Origin of the sequence: Chitinophaga sp. HK235 (genome assembly GCF_018255755.1) — a bacterium.
GTDB lineage: Bacteria > Bacteroidota > Bacteroidia > Chitinophagales > Chitinophagaceae > Chitinophaga.
In genome coordinates, this window is sequence record NZ_CP073766.1 from 113279 (window position 1) to 135873 (window position 22595).

At 49.0% G+C, this 22595-nt stretch carries 1 protein-coding gene; it reads left to right on the plus strand.

Annotated elements, in window-relative coordinates; genetic code table 11:
- Positions 1 to 5: 5 nt before the first annotated feature.
- A complete protein-coding gene (locus KD145_RS00480) occupies positions 6 to 22595 on the plus strand; it encodes a non-ribosomal peptide synthase/polyketide synthase (RefSeq protein WP_212003973.1) in 22590 nt (7529 codons plus the stop codon).

Sequence of the window (22595 nt, forward strand, 5' to 3'; positions counted from 1 at the left end):
CATATATGGGACTGGTTTTAGGAAAAATGATCCAAGACTATTGGCGTAAAAAGCTACTGGACGGGGATTTTGTTAAATCCGATGTAAGATCTGGTTTGTCCAAAAGCGTTCTGATAGAAGAGAAATATCTCACCTATTTTTATAAGCTGTCTGCCGGAAATGAAATGGCAGCCTTCACTTTATTACTCACCGTTTTTAATATCCTGATCCGGAAATATTTTCAGCGGGGCGGCCTTGTGTCCTCCCGTGGAAACGGGCTGCACAGCCGTCAGCTTTTGTTTTATACCATTCCCCAACCCGGTGAAGAAACCATAAAGACATTCCTGCTCAATATCAGAAAGGAAGTGGAAGCGGTGGTGAAACATACCGATGATCAGTTTCCGGCAATCCTGCATTTACCGGAAGGGAACGGTGTCACTTTTCACCTCGCCTACAATGACAATGCTGACGATATTCCTGCTGATTTTGTGTTGCAGGTGGCCAGACAGGTAAATGGCGGACTGGAATTTTCCGTGCATTATTCCCGGAATTTTGTAGATGAACAAGTGGCGGAACATTTCGTGGAAAGCATGGCCACCTGGATGAAGGACCTGGAAAAGAACCTCAATCAGCCTGTTGTGGCCATTTCACTGGTCACAGCGGCAGAGCAGGAAACATTGCTGCATGCATTCAACGCTACGGAACTGAAGTTTGAAAACTACGGGAAAACGTTGCTGCATGAATTAGTGGAAGCACAGGCTCGCCGGTCCCCGGACGCTATTGCAATTGTACACGGAGAGAAAGAACTGACATACCGGGAGGTCAACGAACGGGCAAACAGGCTGGCGAATTTCCTCAGGGCTCAATACCAGACAGACGCCGGAGATCTGGCAGGCGTGAAGGTAAGTCGGAATGAACAACTCATTATAGCCATCCTTGCCGTCCTAAAAACAGGAGCGGCCTATGTTCCCATAGATATTAATTATCCGGAAGAAAGGGTCACTTATATACAGCAGGACAGCAACTGCAAAGTGATCATTGATGACCAGATGCTGAATAATTTAGAAGCAGAACAACAACATTATTCCGGAGATAATCTGTCAACGGGAAAACAGCCACACGAATTAGCTTACATCATCTATACTTCCGGCACTACCGGAAAACCCAAAGGGGTGATGGTATCCCATCACAACGCGGTAGCCCTGATATATTGGGCACAGGCGGAGTTTTCAGCGGCAACTTTAGATACCGTTTATGCTGCCACATCCCATTGTTTTGACTTGTCTGTTTATGAGATCTTTTACAGCCTGTCTATTGGTAAAAAAATACGGATGCTGGATAGCGCACTGGAAATAGGAGAGTACCTGAAAAATGATACGAAGGTTTTAATCAATACCGTACCGTCCAGTATCCGGACATTGTTGGAAGGGCAATACGATCTGCGCAACGTGACAGTCTTTAACCTGGCAGGAGAACCGTTTCCGGTGGATCTGGCGCAGAAGCTACTGCCGACGGGAGCGGAGGTTAGGAATTTATACGGTCCTTCTGAGGATACTACCTATAGCACCTGCTATCGCCTGTCTCCTTCAGTAATCTATGACACTATTCCCATCGGGAAACCAATCGCCAATACACAGGCCTACATTTTGGATGATAACTTACAACTGTTGCCTGTTGGTGTGATGGGGAAATTATATCTTTCCGGCGACGGTATTACCCTCGGCTACTTGAACCGCGAAGCATTAACCGCAGAGCGGTTTATTGACAACCCCTTCAGGCCCGGCAATAAAATGTACGATACCGGCGACCTGGCCAAATGGCGACCGGATGGTAATATCCTGTTCCTCGGAAGAAAAGACCAGCAGGTAAAATTAAGAGGATACCGTATCGAACTGGGGGAGATTGAGCAGGTAATACAATCTTTCTCCGACAACATTTTACAGGCGGTGGTGGCTGTTAAGAAAAGCAAAGACGGGGAAGTGCTGGCAGGATACTACACCGTAAGTGACGTAATAGAAAAAGAATCGCTGCGCACTTTTCTGGCTTCACGGCTTCCAGCCTACATGGTGCCGGCTCATCTGGTGAAGATCAATACCATCCCGCTGACCGTCAATGGTAAAATAAACCGGGACGCCCTGCCGTCGCTGGAAGAACTGATTGCCGCAAAAGGAGCATATACTGCTCCTGTGGATACGCTGGAGAGAGCGTTGGTGAACATATGGGAGCAGGTGCTGGGCGTATCTCCCGTTGGCACAACCGATCATTTCTTTGAACTGGGCGGACATAGTTTAATGATCGCTCAGGTCATCAACAACATCTACAAAAAACTTCAGCAAAGTATTTCCTACAAGGTCTTCTATACGAATCCCACCATTAAAGACCTGAAACATGCATTAAAACATCAGCAGTATGTATCCATCCCGGTAGCTGTGCCGGCGGATTCCTATCCCGTGACGCCATCGCAATTCCGTTTTTGGCTGTTAAGTCAGTTGGATGGCGGCAGTGAAGCCTATCAGATATCCGGCGCAGTGGAACTAAAAGGCCGGGTGGATCAAAAGCTTTTGATCGCGGCATTTGATCAGGTACTGGATGACTATGAAATTTTAAGAACGGTCTTTAAAAAGGAGGAAGGAAAGGAGGTACGGCAATATATCCTGTCAAAGGAAGCATTACACTTCACCGTAGCAACGGCGGATTTCTCGGGCAGTCCATCACCAGTGGATGAAGTGAATGCCTATATTCAGCAACAGGACAGGCAAACATATGACCTCACCCGGGCGCCTTTACTGAGGGCAGCACTGCTGCAACTGAACAGCGATACCTATGTGTTTTATTTGTCTATGCACCACCTCATAGGAGATGGCTGGTCGCTGGAAGTACTGACACAGAAAGTATTAGGATACTATGCTGCGCTGCTGAACGGAGAAACCATTGTGCCGTCGCAGCATCCTATTCAGTTTAAAGATTATGCGGTCTGGCTGGAAAAAGAAAAAACAACAACAAGATATCAGGAAGCCAAAGCTTATTGGTTGAAACAATTTACCGGTGAAATTCCTGTCCTGCAGCTGCCCGCCTATAAACTCCGTCCTAAAGTGAAAACCTTCAGGGGAGAGCAGTTTCATCATACTTATGCTAAAACGCTGCTGGCAAGACTGAAAGATTTCTCCAGGTCCGGTAACGTGACCCTGTTTACAGTGCTGCTGGCGGGCGTCCGGCTACTTTTGTCCAAATACAGCAATCAGGAGGATGTGGTGATCGGTACACCTGTGGCAGGACGTGAACACCCCGATTTGGAAGACCAGCTGGGGCTGTTCATCAATACGCTGGCCATACGCAATACGGTAGACAAAGCAGCCGATTTTATGGCATTGCTGCAGCAGGAAGCAAAGCAGCTCATGGACGCTTTTGAATATCAGCACTATGCTTTTGATGCTTTGGTAGCAGAACTTAACATTGGCAGGGATACATCAAGATCACCGTTGTTTGATGTGATGGTTGTTTTTCATAACCAACGTGGCGTACTTAACAGGGGAGGAGATTCGTCAGTCATGCAGGTGGCTGCTTACGATACTTTACAGAAAAATACCAGTCAGTTTGATCTGACGCTTTCTTTTGCAGAGCAGGACGATCATCTGAGCGTGGAGATAAAATATAACAATGATATCTACGACCGGGAGAGTATGGAAAGGCTCTTCCTTCACTATGGGAATTTGCTGGAATCCCTGATGGACCATCCCGAAACCCCTGTCGGTAAGGTAAATTACCTGTCGGTAGCCGAAACGGAAGAACTGGTGCATGGCTTTAATGATACCCGGCTATACAGTGTTGCTGACAGAACGATAACAGACCTGTTTGCGGAACAAGCCCGGAGAACACCGGATGCCGTGGCGCTGGTTTATGAAGATCGTATACTGAGCTACCGGGAGCTGGATGAGCTTAGCAACCAGCTGGCGCGGTATCTGCAAAACGAAGGAGTTGACAGGGATGTGCTGGTGCCTGTTTGTGTGGATACGCCGTTGGACATGATCATTGGTATGCTGGGCGTGATAAAGGCTGGTGGCGCTTATGTGCCGGTAGACGCGGCGCTCCCCTGGCAGCGGATATCCTTCATACTGGAAGACAGTGGCTGTAAACAGCTGTTGACCCATACGGGTTTGTCTGATGTGTTTAAAGCGCTTAAGGATGATGTGAAGATGATTTATCTGGACCAGCTTTCCGAAACACTGAATGATTATTCAACATCGCCATTAAAGACGCAGATCTATCCGGATCAATTAATATATGTTATTTATACTTCCGGTACTACGGGTATGCCCAAAGGGGTGATGATCGAACACCGGAACTTACTGGATTATGTACATGGCCTGCTGGCTAAAGTGCAAATTGATGCTTCATATTCGTACGGCCTGATGTCCACCCCGGCTGCAGATTTGGGGTATACGGTGCTGTACGGCGCGCTGGCTACGGGCGGACAGTTGCATACCTTCTCTAAGGAAACGCTGACAAATGCCGCGGGTTTACTTTCCTATTTCCGGGAGCATGCTATTGACTTCATCAAGATCGTGCCCAGTCACTGGGCGTCTATCTGTCAAAATGAAGAAATACTGTTGCCGCAAAAAGGTATCATCTTTGGCGGAGAGCGACTGACCAATGAGATCATCGCCAGTATCAAACACAGTGGGTCATCGATACGTGTTTATAACCACTACGGCCCTACGGAGACAACAATCGGGAAACTCATGCACGCCGTGAACCTCGATAAAGTCTACCAGCAGATACCATTAGGGAAGGTTTTCTCTAATGCAGCGGTGTACATCCTGAATACGGAGCAGCAATTAGTTCCGCCGGGCGTTATCGGGGAGCTGTGCATTGCCGGCGCGGGTCTGGCCCGTGGTTATTTGAAGCGGCCGGAGCTGACGGCAGCGAAGTTTATCGCTCATCCGTTTAAGGCAGGCGAACGCCTGTACCGCACAGGCGACCTGGCGCGGTGGCTGCCGGATGGTAACGTGGAGTTTTTAGGCAGATTGGACGATCAGGTGAAAATCCATGGCCATCGTATAGAGCTGGGTGAAGTGGAGTCCGCATTGCTGCAGCAGGACGGCGTTTCACAAGTGGTGGTGAGTGCCGCTGAAGTGAAGGGCGACAAGGCGCTGGTGGCTTACATTGTGATGGAGCAGGGCCTTACGCCGGACAAACGCCGGTTGCGGGAAGACTTAAGCAAAGTGTTGCCGGCGTATATGCTTCCGGGTTATTACGTGGAGCTGGAAAATATCCCGCTGACGTCTAACGGCAAGATAGACAGAAAGGCATTACCTGCGGTAGGTGCAGGAGACCTGATCAAAGAAGCCTATGTAGCGCCCCGCACCACAGCGGAGCAGCTGCTGGCAAAGATATGGCAAGATGTCCTGGGCATGGAACAGGTAGGCGCGACAGATAATTTCTTTGAATTGGGCGGCCACAGCCTGAAGGCGGTGCGGCTCATCAATGAAGTGGAGCAGTCGGGTTATAAACTGAAATTAAAAGAAGTCTTTGAGTGCCCGGTGCTGGCTGATATGGCCGGCAGACTGGGAGCAGCCATACACGAAAATATCACGAAAGCGCCGGAGCAGGAATATTACCCGGTCACGTCTTCGCAACGTCGCCTGTGGACACTGAGCCAGTTTGAAGGTGGCAGCGTGGCCTACAACATGGCCAACGTGCTGGAAGTGAACGGCGTAATGGACATGGTCCTTTTACAGGGAGCGCTGGATTCACTGATTGCACGGCATGAGAGCCTGCGGACAGTATTCAAAATGGACAGATCCGGTATGTTGGGACAGTATATCCTTCCAGCGGATACAGTGCGGTGCTTACTGGGTGAATACAGTACTTCCCGGGAAGAAGAAATAACTTCCATTATCCGGCAGCATATCACTCATCAGTTTGATCTAAGCAGTTTTCCGCTGCTCAAAATAGGGGTCATCCATACCGGAGAAGACCGTCATCTGTTGCTGTTCAACCTGCATCACATTGTGGGAGACGGTTGGTCTATGGAGGTGCTGTCCCGTGAATTGATCACGCAGTACAATCACCTGAAAGATGGCGTTAGGACTAATCTGCTTGCGTTACCCATTCAATATAAAGATTATGCTTACTGGCTGGAAAGCGCTCCGCAAAAGGAGAGATTGTCGCAGTCAGGAGAATACTGGCGTAAACAGTTGTCCGGAAATCTGCCGGTACTGGAATTGCCGGCTACCTTTCCCCGCCCGAAATTAAAGACGTATAACGGCTTACAGATAACGCATGTATTCTCTCCTGAATTCCTGCGCCGTTTACAGGATTTTTCCGGACAGCACGGTGCCACCTTGTTTATGAGCCTGATGGCGGGGCTGAACGGCTTGTTTTACCGGTATAGCGGGCAAACAGATATTCTGTTGGGCAGCCCGGTGGCCGGCAGGGAACATGCCAGTCTGGAAAACCAGATAGGGCTGTACCTGAACACACTGGCGGTAAGGACCCGTTTTGAAGCGACAGACACTTACTCAGATCTGTTGCTAAGGCAAAAGAGCATCCTGTTGGAGGCTTATGAACATCAGGATTATCCTTTCGACGGACTGATAGAGGAATTGTCTGTAAGGCGGGATATCTCAAGGTCTGCGTTGTTTGATATCCTCGTGGTGATGCATAATCAGCGGAATATCTTCCTGAAAGAAGAAACGATTGCCGGTTTGAGCATAGCGCCTTATGCAAATGTTCCGCGTAACAGGAGCCACTTTGATATTGGCTTTTCGTTTTTGGAAGCAGCTGAGGGGCTTCATACAAGGATAGATTACAACCCCGATATTTATGATGAAACATTCATCCGGCAGTTGCTGGGCCATCTGGAATGTTTTATAGAGCAGGGTATCACTCACCCGGAGCAAAATATCTCCCGGATAGACTTTATTACGCCGGCGGAAAAAGATACCCTATTACATACCTTTAACGCCCCCCGGTTGACTTACCCGTCGCCGGATAAGACGATAACGGATCTGTTTGCGGAACAAGCCCGGAGAACGCCGGATGCTGTGGCGGTGGTTTATGAAGATCGTATACTGAGCTACCGGGAGCTGGATGAGCTGAGCAACCAGCTGGCGCGGTATCTGCAAAACGAAGGAGTTGACAGGGATGTGCTGGTACCTGTTTGTGTGGATACGCCGTTGGATATGATCATCGGTATGCTGGGCGTGATAAAGGCTGGTGGCGCTTATGTGCCGGTAGATGCGGCGCTCCCCTGGCAGCGGATATCCTTCATACTGGAAGACAGTGGCTGTAAACAGCTGTTGACCCATACGGGTTTGTCTGATGTGTTTAAAGCGCTTAAGGATGATGTGAAGATGATTTATCTGGACCAGCTTTCCGAAACACTGAATGATTACTCAACATCGCCATTAAAGACACAGATCTATCCGGATCAATTAATATATGTTATTTATACTTCCGGTACTACGGGCATGCCCAAAGGGGTGATGATTGAACACCGGAACTTACTGGATTATGTACATGGCCTGCTGGCTAAAGTGCAAATTGATGCCTCATATTCGTACGGCCTGATGTCCACCCCGGCTGCAGATTTGGGGTATACGGTGCTGTACGGCGCACTGGCTACGGGCGGACAGTTGCATACCTTCTCTAAGGAAACGCTGACAAATGCCGCGGGTTTACTTTCCTATTTCCGGGAGCATGCTATTGACTTCATCAAGATCGTACCCAGTCACTGGGCGTCTATCTGTCAAAATGAAGAAATCCTGTTGCCGCAAAAAGGTATCATCTTTGGAGGAGAGCGACTGACCAATGAGATCATCGCCAGTATCAAACACAGTGGGTCATCGATACGTGTTTATAACCACTACGGCCCTACGGAGACAACAATCGGGAAACTCATGCACACCGTGGACCTCGACAAAGTCTACCAGCAGATACCATTAGGGAAGGTTTTCTCTAATGCAGGGGTGTACATCCTGAATACGGAGCAGCAATTAGTTCCGCCGGGCGTTATCGGGGAGTTGTGCATTGCCGGCGCGGGTCTGGCCCGTGGTTATTTGAAGCGGCCGGAGCTGACGGCAGCGAAGTTTATCGCTCATCCGTTTAAGGCAGGCGAACGTCTGTACCGCACAGGCGACCTGGCGCGGTGGCTGCCGGATGGTAACGTGGAGTTTTTAGGCAGATTGGACGATCAGGTGAAAATCCATGGCCATCGTATAGAGCTGGGCGAAGTGGAGTCCGCATTGTTGCAGCAGGACGGCGTTTCACAGGTGGTGGTGAGTGCCGCTGAAGTGAAGGGCGACAAAGCGCTGGTGGCTTACATTGTGATGGAGCAGGGCCTTAGGCCGGACAAACGCCGGCTGCGGGAAGACTTAAGCAGCGTGTTGCCGGCGTATATGCTTCCGGGTTATTACGTGGAGCTGGAAAATATCCCGCTGACGTCTAACGGCAAGGTAGACAGAAAGGCATTGCCTGCGGTAGGTGCAGGAGACCTGATCAAAGAAGTCTATGTAGCGCCCCGCACCACAGCGGAACAGCTGCTGGCAGAGATATGGCAGGATGTACTGGGCATGGAGCAGGTAGGCGCGACAGACAATTTCTTTGAATTGGGCGGCCACAGCCTGAAGGCGGTACGGCTCATCAATGAAGTGGAGCAGTCGGGTTATAAACTGAAATTAAAAGAAGTCTTTGAGTGCCCGGTGCTGGCTGATATGGCCGGCAGACTGGGAGCAGCCATATACGAAAATATCACGAAAGCGCCGGAGCAGGAATATTACCCGGTCACTTCTTCGCAACGTCGCCTCTGGACACTGAGCCAGTTTGAAGGTGGCAGCGTGGCCTATAATATGACCAACGTGCTGGAAGTGGAAGGCGTATTGGATACGACCCTTTTACAGGGAGCGCTGGATTCACTGATTGCGCGGCATGAGAGCCTGCGGACAGTATTCAAAATGGACAGGTCCGGTATATTATGGCAGCATATACTCCCGGGAGTAAAATGCGCGCTGGAGATGTTTACCGCTTTCGGAAATGAGGAAGTATTATCCATTATCCGGCAACATATCACTCATCAGTTTGATCTAAGCAGTTTTCCTTTATTGAAGATTGGCGTTATTCATACCAGCGAAGATCGCCATCTGTTGCTGTTCAACCTGCATCACATCGTGGGAGATGGCTGGTCCATGGAAATATTGTCCCGCGAGTTGATCACTTTGTATAATCATCTGAAAGGTGGAACCACTGTGGGGCTACCTGCGTTATCTATTCAATATAAAGATTATGCTTACTGGCTGGAAAGCGCTCCGCAAAAGGAAAAGCTGTTGCAGTCGAAAGCATACTGGCATCAACAGTTATCCGGGAATCTGCCGGTACTGGAATTGCCTGCTACTTTCCCCCGTCCGAAATTAAAGACGTATAACGGTTCACAGGTAACGCATGTATTCTCTCCTGAATTCCTGCGCCGCTTGCAGGATTTTTCCGGACAGCACGGCGCCACCTTGTTTATGAGCCTGATGGCGGGACTGAACGGATTGTTTTACCGGTATAGCGGACAGACAGATATTCTGTTAGGCAGTCCCGTGGCCGGCAGGGCACATGCCAGTCTGGAAAACCAGATAGGACTGTACCTGAATACGCTGGCTATACGGACCAGCTTTGAGGCGACAGACACCTATGAAAACCTGTTGACCCGGCAAAAAGAAACGCTGCTGGATGCCTATGCGCATCAGGACTATCCCTTCGACGCGCTGGTGGAGGAATTGTCGGTGAGGCGGGATATTTCAAGATCTGCGCTGTTTGATATTCTCGTGGTGATGCACAATCAACGGAATATCTTCCTGAAAGAAGAAACCATTGCCGGGTTAAAAATAGCGCCATACATCAATCAGGTCCGCAACAGGAGCCATTTTGATATTAGTTTTTCGTTTTCAGAAACAGCCGACGGGCTTCACACGAGAGTAGATTACAACACAGATATCTACGACGCTGCATTTATCCGGCGTTTACTGGACCATCTGGAAGGTTTTATCGAACAGGGCATTGCCCATCCGAAGCAGAGTATCGCTCAGATAGACTTTGTTACGGCGGTAGAAAAAGAGAAGCTGTTACACGTCTTCAATGCGACTGAACTGGATTACCCGGCTAATAAGACGATTGTTGATTTGTTGACAGAGCAGGCGGGGAGAACACCGGATGCCGTTGCTGTAGTATACGAAGATAGAAAGCTCACCTACCGGGAACTGGACGAGCGGTCCAATGAACTGGCCAATTATCTGTTATCCGAATATCATATTCAGCCGGAAGATCCGATAGGCATCAAACTGGAACGGACAGAATGGATAGTGATCGCCATAGCGGGCGTGTTGAAGTCCGGTGCGACCTACGTGCCGATAGATCCGGCATACCCGGAAGAGCGAATCGCTTATATAGAGACAGACAGCGTGTGCCGGTTGACGATTAATGCATCATTCCTGAAGAAGTTCCTGGCTGCTGCGCAGCTAAGTGCAGAGCAGCCGCAGGTGTCCATCATGCCGGCGAATATGGCTTATATGATCTACACCTCAGGATCTACGGGTAAGCCTAAAGGTGTGATGATTGAACATGGTAATGCTGTTTCTTTCCTGTATTGGAGCATGAAAGAATTTGCGTCCACCGCTTTTGATATAGTTTATGCGGCTACTTCCCATTGTTTCGATCTGTCTGTGTTTGAGATGTTTTACCCGCTAAGCATCGGTAAAAAGCTCAGGGTGATCTCCAATGGTTTGGCGATCCCTGATTATATCAACGAAGACCAGCATATACTGATCAATACCGTACCCTCTGTGGTGGCTAATCTGCTGGAGCGGAATATGTCCTTCAGTAATGTGGCTGCAGTGAATACGGCCGGAGAACTGCTGCCGGTACATGTGGCAGATGCTTTAAGACCATATCCGACTGTATTCCGTAACCTGTATGGCCCTACAGAAACGACTACGTATAGCAGTTGTTATCCGATAACAAAACAGGAAAACGGTGCCCTCCCTGTTGGCAAACCGATTGCAAATACACAGTTTTATGTTCTGTCAGAAGGACTGGCATTACAACCAGAAGGCGTTACCGGTGAGGTGTATATCTCTGGCGCTGGTGTGACCCGCGGGTATTTAAACCGTCCGGAGCTGACGGCGGAAAAGTTTATCGCGCATCCGTTCCGGGCGGGAGAACGCCTGTACAGAACCGGCGACCTGGCGCGGTGGCTGCCGGACGGGAACATGGATTTTGTAGGCAGGATAGACCATCAGGTGAAGATCCATGGTCATCGTATAGAATTGGGTGAGATTGAATCAACACTGTTACAGCAGAACGGTATCACACACGCCGTAGTGGTGGCTGGTGAAGAAAAAGGCGATAAGGTATTAGTCGCTTATGTGGTAACGGACAATGGGTTCAATTTAGATAAAAAACAACTGCGGGAGGATTTAGGTAAGATGTTGCCTTCGTATATGCTTCCGGGTTACTATGTAGAACTGGAAAGTATTCCGCTGACATCCAACAGTAAGATCGACAGGAAGGCGCTGCCCAAAGTGGCGGCGGGGGATCTGGTGAAAGAAGCGTACATAGCGCCACAAACAGTAGCGGAACAGGTGCTGGCAGAAATATGGCAGGATGTATTGAGCGTGGAACAGGTGAGCGTGACGGACAATTTCTTTGAACTAGGCGGCCATAGCCTGAAAGCGGTACGGCTTATCAATGAGACAGAAAAAGCCGGTTATAGCCTGAAACTAAAAGAAGTCTTCGAGTATCCGGTGTTGGCTGATATGGCTGGCAGGCTGGGAGTAGCTATACAGGAGAATATCACGAAAGCGCCGCAGCTGGAATCTTACCCGGTCACTTCTTCACAGCGTCGTTTATGGGCCCTGAGCCAGTTTGAAGGTGGCAGCGTGGCTTATAATATCGCCAACGTGCTGGAAGCAGAAGGGCAATTGGATACGACCTTTTTGCAGGGAGCGCTGGACTTACTGGTCGCACGGCATGAAAGCCTGCGGACGGTGTTCCGGATGGACAACGCAAGCGTATTACGGCAGCACATTCTCCCGGATGCAAGATGCCTGCTGGAAGAATTTACAGCGCCGGGAAATGAGGAGATACAATCTATTATCCGGCAGCATACCCGCCATCAGTTTGATATGGGCAATTTCCCTTTACTGAAAGTGGGCGTCATTCACACCGGAGAAGACCGTCATTTGTTGCTGTTCAACCTGCATCACATCATTGGGGATGGCTGGTCTATGGAGGTGCTGTCCCGTGAGTTGATCACGCAGTACAATCGTCTGAAAGACGGTGTCAGAAATGATCTCCCTGCATTGCCCATTCAATATAAAGACTATGCTTATTGGCAGGAAAGCGCTCCGCAAAAGGAAAAGCTGTTGCAGTCGAAAGCATACTGGCATCAACAGTTATCCGGGAATCTGCCGGTACTGGAATTGCCTGCCACTTTCCCCCGTCCGAAATTAAAGACGTATAACGGTGCACAGCTAACGCATGTGTTCTCTCCTGAATTCCTGCATCGCTTACAGGATTTTTCCGGACAGCATGGCGCCACTTTGTTTATGAGCCTGATGGCGGGGCTGAACGGCTTGTTTTACCGGTACAGCGGGCAGACAGATATCCTTTTAGGTAGCCCCGTTGCCGGCAGGGAATATGCCCGCCTCGAAAACCAGATCGGGCTGTACCTGAATACGCTGGCTGTCAGGACTCGTTTTGAAGCGACTGACACCTATAGAAATCTGTTGACAAGGCAAAAAGAAACGCTGCTGGAAGCCTATGAACATCAGGACTATCCCTTCGACGGGCTGGTAGAAGAACTTTCCGTAAGACGGGATATTTCAAGATCAGCCTTGTTTGATATCCTCGTTGTATTGCATAACCAGCGCGATGTATTTCAGAAAGAAGACAGTATTTCAGGATTAAAAATCGCTCCTTATAAAAACGTAACCCGCAACAGAAGCCATTTTGATATTAGTTTCTCGTTCTCAGAAACAACTGATGGACTTCACACTGCCGTAGATTACAACACAGATATCTACGATGCTGTGTTTATCCGGCGTTTGCTGGGCCATCTGGAAGATTTCATTGAACAGAGCATTGCCCATCCGGAGCAAAGCATCGCTCAGATAGATTTTGTTACGCCGGTAGAAAAAGAGAAGCTGTTAAGCGTATTCAACGCGAACGAACTGAATTATCCGGCCAATAAGACGATCGTTGATTTATTGACAGAACAGGCCCGCAGAACACCAGAGGCTGTTGCTGTGATATACGAAGATCAAAAGCTCACCTACCGGGAACTGGATGAGCGATCCAATGAACTGGCCAATTATCTGTTATCCGAATATGACCTGAAGCCGGAAGATCCGGTGGCCATCAAACTGGAAAGGACAGCGTGGATGGTGATCGCTATAGTGGGCGTATTAAAATCCGGCGCGGCCTATGTACCGATAGATCCGGCATATCCGGAAGAACGGATTGCCTATATGGAGGCAGACAGCGCCTGCAGGCTGACAATAACGGAATCATTCCTGAAGCAGTTCCGGGCTGCTGCACAGTTAAGTGCAGAGCAGCCACAGGTGTCTATCATGCCGGCGAATATGGCCTATATGATCTACACTTCAGGATCTACAGGCAAGCCCAAAGGCGTGATGATTGAACATGGCAATGCGGTTTCTTTCCTGTACTGGAGCATGAAGGAATTTAAGTCCACGGATTTTGATATTCTCTATGCTGCCACATCGTACTGCTTCGATCTGTCCGTATTTGAGATGTTTTACCCGCTGAGCATCGGCAAAAAAATCCGGGTGATCTCGAGCGGCTTAGCTATTCCTGATTATATAAACGACGACCAGCAGATACTGATCAATACCGTACCATCAGTGGTGGGTAATCTCCTGGAAAGAGCGGTGTCCTTTAAAAATGTTATTGCGGTGAATATGGCGGGAGAGCCTATTCCGGTACATCTGATAAATGCTTTTAAAGATTCTCCGATTGTGCTGCGTAACCTGTACGGCCCTACGGAAAGCACTACCTACAGCAGCTGTTACCGTATAAGGCAGCAGGCCTATACATCTATACCTGTCGGTCAACCGATCTCCAATACACAGTTTTATATCCTTTCAGAGGGGTTGGCATTGCAACCTGAAGGTGTTACCGGCGAAGTATATATCTCTGGCGCGGGTCTGGCCCGTGGTTATTTAAACCGTCGGGAGCTGACGGCGGAGAAGTTCATCGCGCATCCGTTCAGGGCAGGGGAACGCCTGTACAAAACCGGCGACCTCGCCAGATGGCTGCCGGACGGGAATGTAGCATTCTCAGGGAGGATAGACCATCAGGTAAAAATCCATGGCTACCGTATAGAACTGGGTGAGATTGAATCAGCGTTGCTGCAACAGAACGGTATTACACATGCCGTAGTGGTGGCCAGTGAAGAAAAAGAAGATAAAGTACTGGTGGCTTATATCGTGTTGGAAAATGACATTGCTTTAGACAAGAAGCAGCTGCGGGAAGATTTGAGCCGGGTATTGCCTTCGTATATGCTTCCGGGTTACTATGTAGTGCTGGAAAGTATTCCGCTGACCTCCAACGGTAAGGTGGACAGGAAAGCGCTGCCCAAAGTGGCGGTGGGGGACCTGATGAAAGAAACGTATGTGGCGCCCCGGACAGCAGAAGAACAGTTGCTGGTAAAAATATGGCAGGATGTATTGGGCGTGGAGCAGGTCAGCGTGACGGACAATTTCTTTGAATTGGGCGGTCACAGCCTGAAAGCGGTGCGGCTTATCAATGAAACAGAGAAAGCCGGCTACAGCCTGAAATTAAAAGAAGTCTTTGAATTCCCTGAGCTGGCGGGTATGGCCAGCCGGCTGGGGACTTATTATTTGCAGGAAAACATTACAGAAGTATTGGGCCTGGAGTGTTACCCGGTCACTTCTTCACAGCGCCGTTTATGGGCCCTGAGCCAGTTCGAAGGCGGCAGCGTGACCTACAATATCGCCAACGTACTGGAGGTGGAAGGTGTATTGGAGACGGCCCTTTTACAGGGAGCGCTGGATTTACTGATCGCGCGGCATGAAAGCTTGCGGACGGTATTCAAAATGGACAGCGAGGGCGTATTATGGCAATATGTGCTTACCGAAGAATCTGTAAGATGTGTGTTGGAAGAATACAGCAATTCGCAGACAGAAGAAGTGTTGTCCATTATCAGGCAACACATCCATCATCAGTTTAATCTGGGCAGTTTCCCTTTGTTGAAAGTAGGTGTTATTCATACGGGTGAAGACCGTCATTTGTTGTTGTTCAACCTCCATCACATCGTAGGAGATGGCTGGTCTATGGAGGTACTGTCCCGCGAACTGATGACGCTGTATAATCATCTGAAAGACGGAACCGGCGCCGGATTGCCTGCCTTGCCCATTCAGTATAAAGATTATGCCAGCTGGCTGGAAAGCGCTCCGCAAAAGGAAAAACTGTCGCAGTCAAAAGCATACTGGCATCAACAGTTATCCGGGAATCTGCCGGTACTGGAATTGCCTGCTACTTTCCTCCGTCCGAAACTGAAGACGTATAACGGTGCACAGGTGACCCATGACTTTTCAGATGGATTCCTCAGCCGCTTACAGGATTTTTCCCGGCAGCATGGCGCCACTTTGTTTATGAGCCTGATGGCGGGACTGAACGGCTTGTTTTACCGCTATAGCGGACAGACAGATATGCTGTTGGGCAGCCCTGTGGCTGGCAGAGAACATGCCCGCCTCGAAAACCAGATCGGGCTGTACCTGAATACGTTGGCTGTCAGGACCCGTTTTGAAGCGACTGATACTTACAAAGGGCTATTGACAAGGCAAAAAGAAACGCTGCTGGAAGCCTATGAACATCAGGACTATCCCTTCGACAGGCTGGTAGAAGAACTTTCAGTAAGACGGGATATTTCAAGATCGGCACTGTTTGATATCCTCGTTGTATTGCACAACCAGCGCGATGTATTTCAGAAAGAAGACAGTATTTCAGGATTAAAAATCGCTCCTTATAAAAACGTAACCCGCAACAGAAGCCATTTTGATATTAGTTTCTCGTTCTCAGAAACAGCTGAGGGACTTCATGTCGGCGTGGATTACAACACAGATATCTACGACGCCGCATTTATCCGGAGTTTGCTGGACCATCTGGAACGTTTCATCGAACAGGGCATTGCCCATCCGGAGCAAAGCATCGCTCAGATAGATTTTGTTACGGCGGTAGAAAAAGAGAAGCTGTTACACGCCTTCAATGCGACTGAACTGGATTTTCCGGCTAATAAGACGATTGTTGATTTGTTGACAGAACAGGCCCGCAGAACACCAGAGGCTGTTGCTGTGATATACGAAGATAAAAAGCTCACCTACCGGGAACTGGACGAGCGGTCCAATGAACTGGCCAATTATCTGTTATCCGAATATGATGTGAAGCCGGAAGATCCGGTGGCCATCAAACTGGAACGGACAGCATGGATGGTGATCGCTATAGTGGGCGTATTAAAATCCGGCGCGGCCTATGTACCGATAGATCCGGCATATCCGGAAGAACGGATTGCCTATATGGAGGCAGACAGCGCCTGCAGGCTGACAATAACGGAATCATTCCTGAAGCAGTTCCGGGCTGCTGCACAGTTAAGTGCAGAGCAGCCACAGGTGTCTATCATGCCGGCGAATATGGCCTATATGATCTACACTTCAGGATCTACAGGCAAGCCCAAAGGCGTGATGATTGAACATGGCAATGCGGTTTCTTTCCTGTACTGGAGCATGAAGGAATTTAAGTCCACGGATTTTGATATTCTCTATGCTGCCACATCGTACTGCTTCGATCTGTCCGTATTTGAGATGTTTTACCCGCTGATCATCGGCAAAAAAATCCGGGTGATCTCCAGTGGTCTGGCTATTCCAGATTATATAAACGAAGATCAGCAGATACTGATCAATACCGTACCATCAGTGGTGGGCAATCTCCTGGAAAGAGCGGTGTCCTTTAAAAATGTTATTGCGGTGAACATGGCCGGGGAGCCTATTCCGGTACATCTGATAAATGCTTTTAAAGATACCCCGATTGTGCTTCGTAACCTGTACGGCCCTACGGAAAGTACCACCTACAGCAGCTGTTACCAGATAGAACAACAGTCCTATACATCCATACCTGTCGGTCAACCGATCTCCAATACACAGTTTTATATCCTTTCAGAAGGACTGGCATTACAACCTGAAGGTGTTACCGGCGAAGTATATATCTCCGGCGCAGGTCTGGCCCGTGGTTATTTAAACCGTCGGGAGCTGACAGCGGAGAAGTTCATCGCGCATCCGTTCAGGGCAGGGGAACGCCTGTACAAAACCGGCGACCTCGCCAGATGGCTGCCGGACGGGAATATAGCGTTCTCAGGCAGGATAGACCATCAGGTGAAAATCCATGGCTACCGTATAGAACTGGGTGAGATTGAATCGGCGTTGCTGCAACAGAACGGTATTACACATGCGGTAGTGGTGGCCAGTGAAGAAAAAGAAGATAAAGTGCTGGTGGCTTATATCGTGTTGGAAAATGACTTTGCTTTAGACAAGAAGCAGCTGCGGGAAGATTTGAACAGGGTATTGCCTTCGTATATGCTTCCGGGTTACTATGTAGTGCTGGAAAGTATTCCGCTGACCTCCAACGGTAAGGTGGACAGAAAAGCCCTGCCCAAAGTAGATGCAGGCGATCTGGCGAAAAAAACCTATGTAGCGCCGCAGACAGCGGAAGAATATGCGCTGGTGGAAGCATGGCAGCACATTTTTGGTGTTGAACGTGTCGGAGTGACAGACAATTTCCTGGATCTGGGCGGCCATAGTTTACAAGGCATTCGGCTGGTGGGTTTAATTCATAAACAGTTCAATGTTATTCTGGACTTAAAGCAGGTATTCCTGACGCCGGTACTGAGAGAACAGGCTGTATTGATAGCATCTGCCTCAAAACGCTCTTTCAGAGCCATATCCCGGGTGCCGGAAGCAGCATATTATGCCATCTCTCCTGCACAGCAAAGATTGTGGGTGCTAAGTCAGTTTGAGGAAGCATCTGTTTCGTATAACATACCAGGTTATACCGTATTGGATGGCGCATACGATATCGTTTTGTTTAAGCTGGCTTTAAAGGCTGTCATTGAGCGGCATGAAATACTGCGGACCGTGTTTGTGATGGATAGTTCCGGCGTGGTCTGTCAGCGGATAATGGACACAGAAGCGTTAGGCTTTGAGATCGGGTATGAAGATTTTCGTGGGGAAGAAGAGAAAGCCGGCGCTTATATTGAGGCGGATTCCTATCGGCTTTTTGACCTGGAACAGGGACCATTGTTACGGGCAGCTTTACTGCACGTGTCTGATGACCGGTATATCTTTTATTACAACCTGCATCATATTATCAGTGATGGCTGGTCAATGGGAGTACTGGAGCGGGATGTGATGAGCTACTACAAGGCGTTTACGTCCGGGACCGGGGCCAACCTGCCGGAACTTCCCATCCAATATAAAGACTATGCAGCGTGGCAGTTGAACCGGCTGGAAACGGGACAGTATGCTGAAGACCGCACCTATTGGTTGGAAAAGCTTTCCGGGGACCTGCCTGTATTGGATTTACCCAGTTATAAGTCCCGCCCGAAAATTAAGACCTATAACGGGTATCGCTTATCAACACAAATATCATCTTCCCTGACTGGCGCATTGAACAGCTACAGTCGGGAGCATGGCGGCAGTTTGTTCATGGGACTGCTGGCTGTCTGGAATGTACTGTGCCATCGGTACACATCACAAAAGGATATCATTACCGGAACGCCGGTGGCGGGGCGTGAACACTCGGATCTGGAAGACCAGATCGGATTCTATGTGAACACTTTGGCCCTGCGTAACGAAGTAGATCCTAACGACAGCTTTGATGCCTTCTTTGCGCGGATAAAGGATAATACGCTGGAATCATACGAACATCAGCAATATCCCTTTGATCATTTGGTGGAAGACCTGGGCGTAAAGTTTGATACCGGCCGTAACGCCATTTTCGACGTGATGCTGGTATTGCAGAATGCCGGGGAAAAAAGGAGGGATAGCACGACTGTCGGAGATGATTCAGACCGCATCGCGGATCTTGGTCATGGTGTCGCCAAATTCGATCTGAGCGTTGCCTTCCAGGAAACAGGAGATGCGCTGGCGTTTTCTGTCAATTACAATACCGATGTATATGACCGGCAGATGGTAGAGCGGTTGATTGTTCATTACAAAGGTTTGCTGGCTGCCTTACTACAAAACCCCGGAGAGCGTTTAGGGGCAGTGGATTATTTGTCTGCAGCGGAAAAAGAAGCGTTGATCACTGGCAGCCATGCCGCCAGAACGACTTACCCGGAGGACAAGACAGTCGTGGAGCTGTTTACCGAACAGGCACGTCTGCATCCGCACAGCACCGCCGTGATATTTGAGGACCAGCGAATGAGTTATGAAACGCTTCACGCGAAAAGCAATCAGCTGGCGCATCATATCAGAGATCAATACCACCGGAGAACAGGGCAGGTGCTGACGAAGGATACACTTATCGCCATCTGCCTCGAGAAATGCCCGGAAATGGCGATAGCCATATTCGCCATCCTGAAGGCGGGCGGCGCTTATGTTCCCATCGATCCATCCTATCCGCAACAAAGGATAGATTTTATACTGGAAGACTCCGGCGCTGTACTGGTACTCAGCCACCGTCAGCTCAACGAGGTACTGCAGCTGCCGGCAGAACGGGTGCTGTATATAGATCCGGAAGAAGAACTTTATCTGCAGGAAGAGACGGCAGACCTGCCTGTATACAGCGCTCCTGCGGATCTGGCTTATATCATCTATACTTCCGGCACCACCGGTAAGCCCAAAGGGGTGATGATTGAGCACAGGAATCTGACGAACCTGGTGTTTGTACAGAAAGACCGCCTCGGCATCGACGGGCAATCGAATATGCTGTTGTATGCTTCGCTGGTGTTTGACGCATCCGTATGGGAGGTATTCGGTGCTTTGGCGCTGGGCGCCCAACTAACGATTGTTCCCGGTCATATCAGACAGGATATTGAATTACTGAAGGCTTATTTAAATAAAACCAAACCTACCACCGCCTTATTACCGCCTGTGTTGGTTGCGGTCATGAGCCCTTCCGGGTTACAGGCATTGGATTCTGTGCTGCTGGGAGGGGACGTGACAGCTGCAAAAGTAATGCAGGAATGGAGCAAAGGGAGAGACCTGATTAACGGTTATGGTCCTACGGAAACTACCGTTATTGCCTGTATGCATACCTTCCACGATGGAGACCTGAACACGAACATCGGCAAGCCTATTGCCAATAACAGCATATTTTTGCTGGATGCCCATCTTCAGCCGGTACCGGCGGGCGTTACAGGAGAATTATATATCGGTGGCGCCGGCGTGGCCAGAGGGTATCTCAACAATGATGAACTCACTGCCACCCGCTTTATGGCCAGCCCGTTTGTGACCGAAACAGACAAAGCACGGGGCTTTACCCGTTTTTACCGGACCGGCGATCTTGGGAAACGCCTGCCGGACGGTAGTATTGAATACATGGGAAGGATAGACGATCAGGTGAAGATCCGCGGCCACCGCATAGAGCTGAAGGAAATAGAGGCAGTGTTGTTGTCACAGGAACACATCTCACAATGTGTGATAGAAGCAAAAGTGATCGGAGGCGAGAAAGTGATTGTGGCGTATGTTGTATCAGATACCGCACTGGACAAACAACTGCTGCACGAAGCACTGGGTAAAAAATTACCCGCGTATATGTTGCCGGCCTATTACGTGTCGCTGGACCGAATCCCCATTACCTCCAACGGAAAGGTAGACAGGGCCAAACTACCTGCTGTGGCGGAGAAAGATCTTCTCAGAGAACAATACGTTGCTCCACAGACGGCAGCGGAACAGACACTGGTGAAACTATGGCAGGAAGTGCTGCACTTCGATCAGATTGGCATCATGGATGATTTCTTCCGGTTGGGCGGCAACAGTCTGAAACTGTCAAGCCTGCTGAATGCGATCCGCAAGGAATTCCATATTGAAATGTCCATCAGAGACCTGTTTACAGCGCTGACAATTAAAGAACAGGGAGAACTGGTTAAAAACGCTAAAAAGTCCGGATACAGCGAGATTCATCGTGTGGAAGAACGTGAAAACTACCCCATCTCCGTCGCCCAGAGAAGGTTGCTGCTATTAAACCAGATGAATGGTACTTCCGGTGCTTACAATATTCCCTACAGCCTCGTGCTGCATAACATGCACGACATCGGGAATTTTGAAAAAGCGGTATACGCAGTCGTGGAGCGGCATGAGATTTTAAGAACTGTTTTCAGGGAAGATGAACACGGGCAGTATATGCAATGGGTATTGCCGGCAGCAGAGATAGGCTTCGCCATTGATACTTTCGATTTCAGAGACGAAGTCAACAAAAAAGAACAGGTAAACGGATATTTAATAAAAGATTTTTATCAACCTTTTGATTTAAGTAAAGGTCCGCTGATCAGGGCTGCTTTATTACGGATAGCCGAAGATCAATACATATTCTATTATAACATGCATCACATTATTTGTGATGGCTGGTCCACTGCCGTGCTTTCCAACGACGTGATGACTTTCTATTCCGCTTTCAGGGAAAACAGGGAACCAGACTTGCCGGCGCTGAAGTTCCATTACAAAGACTTTGCGATATGGCAACTGGAACAATTCCGGAGTGCCAAATTTGACAGTCACAAATCTTACTGGCAGCAGCAGCTCCATGGCGAAGTTCCCGTACTGAACCTGTCGTTCTCGAAAAAAAGGCCCCGGATAAAAACATATAACGGCAATTCCCTTCAGGGAGAAATGCCGCAGGATACGGCCAAAGCGCTTTTAGAACTGTCTATCCGCACGAACACCACGTTGTTTATGAACCTGCTGTGTGCGTATTCCCTGACGCTCAACAAATATTCCGGGCAGAAAGACCTCCTGATGGGCAGCCCCATTTCAGGAAGGGTAAACGCCGATTTGAAAGACCAGATAGGCTTCTATGTCAATACCCTGGTGTACAGGGTTATGATTCATCCGGGGGAAACTTATCAGCATATGCTGTCCCGTGTGAAAAACATGGTGCTGGAAAACTTTGAACATCAGGAATATCCCTTTGATCTGATCGTGGAGGATTTGGACAAGGGGAGGGACTTTTCCAGAAATCCGTTGTTTGACTACATGCTGCAGGTGAATCAGGCAGATAATGCCGCCACCGGCAATGAGGATGTATCAACCTACCATATCGACAGCACCGCCAAAACAGCCAAAAGCAAATTTGATATTACCAGTACGTTTAATGTTCATAAAGACAGGATACATTATAATGTTGTGTACAACACTGACCTGTTCGGCCAAAAGGATATAGAGGCCCTACTCTCCGACCTGTTTAACCTGCTGCGATTAATCGTTACAGACACTACATTAACAATGAATGACTATATCGATGCTATTAGAGAAAAAGAAGAATTACAGGAGTACAACAATTTTCTTGATGAAGTAACTAAAAGTATAGATGGTGAATTCTAA

Excerpts from the sequence above, each read along its gene's own strand:
- KD145_RS00480 (WP_212003973.1), top strand. The coding sequence starts at position 6 with ATGGGACTGGTTTTAGGAAAAATGATCCAAGACTATTGGCGTAAAAAG.